Below are 6,979 nucleotides of genomic sequence, written 5' to 3'. Positions count from 1 at the left end.
AGAATTCCGTGAAGCCCAGCAGCGGGCAGGTCAATTCTAATTTTTTCCAGCTTTATTCCAAGAGGCTGTCCAGTTGCAGCAGCGTATGCATGAGGACATTGGCGCCGTTAGCCATATCCTCAGCAGACGTGAATTCTTCCGGAGAATGACTGATTCCCCCTTTGCTGGGGACAAAGATCATCCCAACAGGGCAGATCAGGGCCATGTCCTGTGCATCGTGCCCGGCCCCACTTTGCATTTGTCGGTGAGACAAGCCCAGCAATTCACTGGCCTTTCTGATTTCAGCCTGTATCCGGGGAGCTGTCAATGCCGGTTTCCCGGTAGTATCCAGGGGTTCAAATTGAAAGGTTGTTCCTGAAGCGGCAGCTATGGATGCTGCCCTTTTTTGGATCTTGTCATATAAGGTGTCGATCGTAGTATCAGATAGGTCCCGTATTTCAAGGCTGAGGACTACCTCCCCTGGAATCACATTGGGTGCTCCCGGATAGGCCCGTATGCGCCCGACAGTAGCTACCTGTTTGCCCTCCATTCTTAAGGCTTCCTCATTCACAGCCTGTATAAATTTTGCAGCTGACAATAGAGCATCTTTCCTCATATTCATTGGCGTGGTCCCTGCGTGGTTGGGCATCCCTTTGATATGAACATCCCACCACCTCAGGCCAACAATCCCCTCAACTACTCCTATATCGAGGTCCTCCTGGTCCAGGATCCCGCCCTGCTCAATATGCAATTCCAGGAAGGCAGCAAGACTCCCTTTTGGGCGTACAAGCTGGGATAATCTGGTAGTATCCCCACCTACACGCTGTATCCCCTGGCCCATTGAAAATCCCGTACTGTTCACTACTTTCAAGGCCTCGGGTTTTAATTCCCCAACCAGGGCCCTGCTTCCCATCACACCACCTTCTTCATTTGAAAATATGATGACCTCCAGGGGATGCTCTGTGGTAATGCCTTTTTCATTCAGGGTACGCACCACTTCTATAGCCGCCATGGAACCCACGCATCCGTCATAGTTGCCCCCATCAGGCACCATATCAATATGAGAACCAAAGGCAAGAGGTTTTTTCGCAGGGGACTTACCCTGTCTCTGCCCGATGAGATTACCCGCATAGTCAATGTGAACTTGCAGGCCTGCCTCCTTCATGAGCCCCAGGACATATTCCCTTCCTGCGATATCCGCATCACTGAAGGCCACTCTACTCGTTTCACCGTTTTCCTTTATGCCGTAGTGGGCAAGTTGCATCAGGGTTTTTTCCAAACGGTCCTGATTCACCTGCATCTGGCCTTGCAGATCAGCAAACAAAATAGAACAAGTGACTAGAAAAAGAGGTTTAAATATTCTTGGCATGTCATATATTTTTCTTGGCCAAAAGATACCCAAAAAAACAAGAGACACCATATAGTGTAGCAGCAGCTCCCCCGATATGCGCTATTCTTTATTCGGATTCCAAATACAGCGCATCGATCTCTAGCCGAAATTCCTCCGCCTGCTTGTTGCCAATGAGGATCCCAATTTCCCCCAGTTCTTTCCCGTCAAAATTGGGAAGGTCGAGCCTAAACCCCCGGAATACAGGGTACATCTCCTCAAGCGGAATTTTTATGGTTTCCCAGGTATCCCGGGTTTCGAAATATGCTACAAAGGAGTAATACTGGGAGGTTTTGGGCTTAACCCGGACCTGATACCGTTTTCCATCTCCCCTGACACGGAGCATTAGGTAAGGGTACCCTTCAATAGCCCTGCTTGTAAAGGGATAGCGTATAGAAGTGAAGCCCCCATTGTTCTCCAGGGATACCTTTCCTGAAAATACAGCATGTCCTTCTTCGCTGATTTCCAGACTTCCCCGGGAAAGACCTCCCATTACCCCGTCATTAACAACATACCAGTCGCCCAGCTCACTGGACGAATTGAAATCATAAATCGGTAGCTTGGACATAAGGATAAAAAGTAGGGAAATAACCCAAGGCATGGTCAGGTCCGGTTAACTCATTACATCTCACTCAATAAGTCGAGCCAGGATTTAATCTGACTAAAGAGCGTAAAGTTATTTATAATGCGTACCTGTCCGTTAAAGCCCCATTTGTCCCTTTCCAGCGGATTACTGAGCATTTCCTCCAAGGATTTGGCCAGTTCCGGAATATTGGTTGGATCTGGATTGATCTTGCCATTGATATCGTGCTGTACCTGTGCCCTGAGTCCGGCTGCGCCTGAAACCAGCACTGGCCGCTGTTTCCACATGGCTTCTGTGGCGGTTAAACCAAACCCTTCCTGTATGGAATTTTGCACTACTATGGTAGCACTGCGCTGTAAGGCATTCACAATAAGGGCATTTTCTTTAGGATTGTCCAGGGGGAGCAATAAGAGGGCGATGGCCCGCTGCAGGTCTACAGACAACCCCTTGTATTGCTCAATGAGTTCGTTCAACACCTCCATGCCTTCGGGATCATCTGATACAAAAGCCGGGTCAGGTCCACCCAGGGCCAGCCGGGTATGCCTGATCCTCCTGTACGCCAAACTTTTTTTATCTGTTTTCTTTTCATTTTCCCTTTTCATCAGGATAAAGGCCTCCATTAGTTCTTTGAACCCTTTGAGGCGGTCCCAGCGAGAAATCTGCAATACCGTGGGATGGAAGATGATGTCCAGTTCACTGTCGTGATTTACAGTATCAAAACTTCCGTCGGGCATCACACGCCTTACCTGGTGCTTGTAGTTGGGGTACAGCATGGGGAGCTGTTCCCTGATGATGCCTGATTGCTGGAGTATACCGAGGCATTTGGACATCCATAACATCCTGTTTTTATGACTTAACGGATCAATTGCCGGGGGAATTATGGAGGTTTTTTCCGTAAGCATTTCAGGCACATAGGAAGCCAGGCTGAACACAAAGTGATCGTAATCTTCAAAATAGGGCGACAGGAATCCCCATACGTTCCTGGTGGCTTCGTTTTCTGTTTCCAGGCCAATATGGCAGCGCCATACCATTTTCACTTTCTTGTGTTCCCGGATCATGCGTGCCAAAGGCATGGGCTGGGGATCGTGGATCACTACCAGGTCCCCGTCAGCAATAAATTCAAGCGCTTTTTCAAGGTTTTGTGTGTTAACCTTTTCATAGACTTTCCGGTCTTCCTCGGTAAATGGTGCGGTCCCACTGCCGTGAATGGCATTATGGATACGTTTGGTGAGGTTGAAAAACGCATTATCACTGGCTTCTATAACCAACCACTCGATCTGAATCCCCAGGGAACGCATTATACGCATCTGGCTCGGGAGCATTTCGGCCACCCCACCTCCTATGGCGGTGGAGTTAACCATCCAAATAGTGCGTCCCTTCAGTTTTTCAGGATAGTCTTTAGCATCTTGTATAAATTGCTCAACTAAGGCAAAAAGGCTGCCATAAGCTTTGTAATCCTCTAATGCAGCCCCTTTTTTTACGGTTATTTTTTTCATGCTTGTCTGTTATTTTGTCTATATATCTTTAGTATTATGGTTCGTCATGGCCTGTTTTGATCTGGATTTCATTGTATTGTGCAATGTGCTGGTGGGTGATTCTTCCTTCCGTTAAAAACCAACAACAATTTCAATCTCCCCAGGATAGAAACCCTGTCCCCTAGGTGCAAAAAAGCACAGGCCTTATAAAAGTAGTAGGGTGGTTGGATTGATCTTGGTAAATGGTGGGTAGTGGATAATATGGAAGTAAATGGTTGTTCCATTGCTTAAAAATACGGGCAAATTTTGGAAAAACCCATCCCAAATCGGGTTTTTATATGAAGTAATGTGAATATGTTTGCTAAACACATTTTGCTGGTAAACAAAAGGGAAGCAGGACGGAACTAATATCATAAATCGGAATATGGTAAGCAGGTGGTAGTATTGAGTAAAATCAAGAAGTCCAATGCCAACAACTAATAAGATAAGCTGTACTTTCGCGCTAAATATCAAAGGGAAGTAACATCATGTTCTACTTTACACTGGACATACTCGGGACCATAGCCTTTGCCATCTCCGGCGTACTGGTGGCCATGGAGAAGAAGCTGGATGTTTTTGGGGTCTTCATAATCGCGTTTGTTACTGCGGTAGGGGGTGGCAGCCTCAGGGATATGCTCATTGGCAATACCCCAGTGGTCTGGATGCAGGAATCTGTTTACGCTATCACTATAATTGCTTCGGTGATTATCGCCATCCTGTTTCAAGGCAAACTCAAGTATTTCAGGAAATCCTTATTCCTGTTTGATACCCTGGGAATAGGGCTCTACACCATGGTAGGCATAGAAAAAGGCCTTTCGGCGGGTTTGCTGCCTATCATGTGCGTTGCTTTAGGGACCATGACGGCTTCCTTTGGAGGGGTTATCCGGGACATTCTCTGCAATGAAATACCGGTAATTTTCAGAAAAGAGATATATGCAACCGCCTGTATCGTAGGAGGATTTTCCTATTTTCTCCTGAGGGAATTGCCAATAGGCGAGGCCTATGCCTATCTGGCCGGCCTGTTTATTGTGATAGGGATCCGATTACTGGCCGTGCGATTTAGAATTGCCTTGCCTAATATCTATCGCAAGGCCTGACGCGTTTGGAGGATTAGTTGATTACCTCGGCTTTTTCAATGTAAATATTCTGCATGGGCCATTCGCCATCATCCACAGGTTGCTGATTGATGAGGTCCACCACATCCATGCCGGAGATTACCCTTCCAAAAGGGGTATACCCCCCATCGAGATGGTACGATCCCGGTTTGGTTACTACGATAAAGAATTCATAGGGAGAAGCCAGTTTGTGCGGATTGTCCCTTTCACTGCTGGGCATGGAGATGGTACCGCGGTGGTGTTTATACCCCTTTCGGGTATCCGGGGGTAAGAGGTAACGGCCTATTTCCCTCCGTTTCTTCCCGGTTTCCATATTATCGGCATTGCCTCCCTGTATGATAAAGTCCTTCACAACACGGTGGAACATGGTATTGTTAAAATACCCCTTTCGTGTAAGGTAGATAAAATTGGCCTTGTGGTAGGGGACGTTGTCATACAGCTGAACGGTAAAACTGCCGAGGGTGGTGGTGATCTTTACCTTGTTTGCCTTAAGCCCTTTTTGGTAATCGAAGAAAAAATCAATGGCGTTTTCTTCTGTCAGCACAAATGGAGTTTCCTCTTTTTCCTCGGGTTCAGCAGCTTGTACTTCCTCAGTGGTATCCACAGCCTGGACTGCGGGTGGTGTTTCGACATTTTTTTCAGATGGGGCTTCTTTACAGGAAGCTGAAAAAAATAGTATACTTGTAAACAGGGCTATTCTTTTCCGCATGGATTTTGAAAAATTTTTAGAACGGATATCAAAAATAAAAAATCTACCCCTTCCGGGTACCCCATCGCACTATAAAATGGCCCCTGAAGTGCGGGTACGGGAATTAAAAACCTACTTTAAGGAAAAGAAAAACCCAAAAAAGGCCGCTGTGATGGCCCTGTTCTATCCGGATACAGACAACCTCACCCGCTTCCTGCTTATCCTCAGGAAAAAATCTCCTGGGGTACATTCGGGCCAGGTTGGATTTCCCGGAGGCAGCGTAGAACCAGGCGACAAGGACCTCCTCCATACCGCACTTCGGGAAACCGAGGAAGAAGTTGGGGCGCCTATTGGGCAGATCGAAGTGATCCGGCCCGTCAGCAAGATCTACATCCCTCCCAGCAATTTTCAGGTACAGCCTTATATGGGGGTCATGGGCAGCACTCCCAGGTTCAGGAAACAGGTTTCCGAGGTGGAAGCCCTTGTGGAAGTTCCCTTATCTGAATTCATGGACGACCGCAATATTATCTCCACGGTAATGACCACCTCATATGCCAGGGAAATAGAGGTCCCGGCCTATTCCTTAAGGGGTTACAAGGTATGGGGAGCCACCGCCATGATGTTGAGTGAGATTCGGGAGTTGTTTGAGGAAGTCTTCTGAACCCGATTTTGTACATTTGCTTTCTATGGCCCTTTTTAAAAGAAATCCGTTCGGACATATACTTTTTCTCAAAAAATGGTTGATAAGGATCATGGGTTTAATTACCCATCAACGGTACAAGGGTTTCAATACCCTGGAAATCGAAGGATCTGAGATCATACGCAACCTTCCTGAGAAGAATGTGCTCTTTGTGAGTAACCACCAAACCTATTTCGCAGACGTGGTCGCCATGTTTCACGTTTTTAATGCCAGTCTGAGCGGGCGTGAAGACAGCATAAAGAATATCGGGTACCTCTGGAGGCCAAAACTGAATATTTATTACGTTGCTGCTGCTGAAACGATGAAAAAAAGCCTGTTGACCAAGGTGCTTGCCTATGCGGGATCTATAAGCATACAACGGACCTGGAGGGCAGATGGCCAAGAGGTGCAGCGGCAGGTGAAAATGAGTGACATCTCCAACATTGGCAGGGCACTGGGCGATGGTTGGGTAATCACCTTCCCACAGGGGACAACCACCCCTTGGAAACCTTTGCGCAAAGGAACGGCACATATTATAAAGAAATACAAACCCATTGTGGTGCCGGTGGTTATAGATGGTTTCCGCAGGTCATTCGATAAGAAGGGCCTGTTCATCAAAAAGAAAGGGATCCTCCAGCATATGATCATCAAAGATCCCCTGGACATCGATTATGACAACGAATCGGTGGAAGCCATAATCGAAAAACTGGAGTATGCCATTGAGCAGCATCCCTCGTTCCTTAAGGTCATTCCTGAGGAAGAGCTCCTTGCCTATGAAGAGGGGCAGAGCAGGCGTCAGTGGCGCACCAAAGCCAAGAAGAAGGGCTAGACTTCCAGCTTTTTTAATTCCCTGTAGTTACTTCGAAGCCGGTTTAATAGTATACCATAAAGCAATCGGTAAAACAACCAGATCAGCACCAGGATAATCCCTATAATGAGGACGCATAGTCCAATGAGCATCAGCCAGAACAGCGTCTCATTACCCGCCCGTGCCGCAGCTTCCATGATTTGCTCACCCTCTTCCCCAAAGGTCA

Annotated in this window: 8 protein-coding genes; 3 read left to right on the top strand and 5 right to left on the bottom strand. The window is 47.2% G+C overall.

Annotated features, from left to right (window positions below):
• Positions 1-52: 52 nt before the first annotated feature.
• The 3 genes from AC4E7D_RS04175 to AC4E7D_RS04165 form a co-directional block, all read right to left on the bottom strand.
• Positions 53-1,348 (bottom strand): Zn-dependent hydrolase, encoded by a 1,296-nt coding sequence (locus AC4E7D_RS04175; protein ID WP_490172550.1) that lies wholly within the window; start codon positions 1,346-1,348, stop codon positions 53-55.
• An 88-nt stretch (positions 1,349-1,436) separates the two neighbouring features.
• On the bottom strand, positions 1,437-1,934 hold the full coding sequence (locus AC4E7D_RS04170) for a CIA30 family protein (protein WP_490172549.1): 498 nt from the start codon (positions 1,932-1,934) through the stop codon (positions 1,437-1,439).
• 53 nt (positions 1,935-1,987) lie between these two features.
• Complete coding sequence (locus AC4E7D_RS04165) at positions 1,988-3,445, bottom strand: glycosyltransferase (protein WP_490172548.1); 1,458 nt, start codon at positions 3,443-3,445, stop codon at positions 1,988-1,990.
• 506 nt (positions 3,446-3,951) lie between these two features.
• On the opposite strand from AC4E7D_RS04165, the gene AC4E7D_RS04160 reads away from it, so the two are divergent.
• A complete protein-coding gene (locus AC4E7D_RS04160; protein ID WP_490172547.1) occupies positions 3,952-4,560 on the top strand; it encodes a trimeric intracellular cation channel family protein in 609 nt (202 codons plus the stop codon).
• Positions 4,561-4,573: 13 nt separating this feature from the next.
• Here the strand turns inward: AC4E7D_RS04160 and AC4E7D_RS04155 are convergent, their stop codons facing one another.
• Positions 4,574-5,287: a peptidylprolyl isomerase gene (locus AC4E7D_RS04155; protein WP_490172546.1), complete on the bottom strand. Its 714-nt coding sequence runs from the start codon at positions 5,285-5,287 to the stop codon at positions 4,574-4,576.
• Here AC4E7D_RS04155 and AC4E7D_RS04150 point away from each other — a divergent pair.
• Both AC4E7D_RS04150 and AC4E7D_RS04145 read left to right on the top strand, forming a co-directional pair.
• Positions 5,286-5,927, top strand: a complete 642-nt coding sequence (locus AC4E7D_RS04150) for an NUDIX hydrolase (RefSeq protein WP_490172545.1) — start codon at positions 5,286-5,288, stop codon at positions 5,925-5,927. The genes AC4E7D_RS04155 and AC4E7D_RS04150 overlap by 2 nt on opposite strands.
• A 25-nt stretch (positions 5,928-5,952) precedes the next feature.
• On the top strand, positions 5,953-6,774 hold the full coding sequence (locus AC4E7D_RS04145; RefSeq protein ID WP_490172544.1) for a lysophospholipid acyltransferase family protein: 822 nt from the start codon (positions 5,953-5,955) through the stop codon (positions 6,772-6,774).
• Here AC4E7D_RS04145 and AC4E7D_RS04140 read toward each other — a convergent pair.
• On the bottom strand, positions 6,771-6,979 hold a 209-nt coding region (locus tag AC4E7D_RS04140; protein ID WP_490172543.1), incomplete at its 5' end, for a DUF8845 family protein. The genes AC4E7D_RS04145 and AC4E7D_RS04140 overlap by 4 nt on opposite strands.

The organism is Lentiprolixibacter sp. (assembly GCF_982873095.1).
The sequence above is the reverse complement of the archived record's forward strand: the minus strand, read 5'-3'. Positions and strand labels throughout refer to the sequence as shown.

Bases quoted from the DNA above. Each gene is read 5' to 3' on its own strand.
- AC4E7D_RS04175 (WP_490172550.1), bottom strand. From the start codon at position 1,348: ATGCCAAGAATATTTAAACCTCTTTTTCTAGTCACTTGTTCTATTTTG.
- AC4E7D_RS04170 (WP_490172549.1), bottom strand. From the start codon at position 1,934: ATGTCCAAGCTACCGATTTATGATTTCAATTCGTCCAGTGAGCTGGGC.
- AC4E7D_RS04165 (WP_490172548.1), bottom strand. From the start codon at position 3,445: ATGAAAAAAATAACCGTAAAAAAAGGGGCTGCATTAGAGGATTACAAA.
- AC4E7D_RS04160 (WP_490172547.1), top strand. From the start codon at position 3,952: ATGTTCTACTTTACACTGGACATACTCGGGACCATAGCCTTTGCCATC.
- AC4E7D_RS04150 (WP_490172545.1), top strand. From the start codon at position 5,286: ATGGATTTTGAAAAATTTTTAGAACGGATATCAAAAATAAAAAATCTA.
- AC4E7D_RS04155 (WP_490172546.1), bottom strand. From the start codon at position 5,287: ATGCGGAAAAGAATAGCCCTGTTTACAAGTATACTATTTTTTTCAGCT.
- AC4E7D_RS04145 (WP_490172544.1), top strand. From the start codon at position 5,953: ATGGCCCTTTTTAAAAGAAATCCGTTCGGACATATACTTTTTCTCAAA.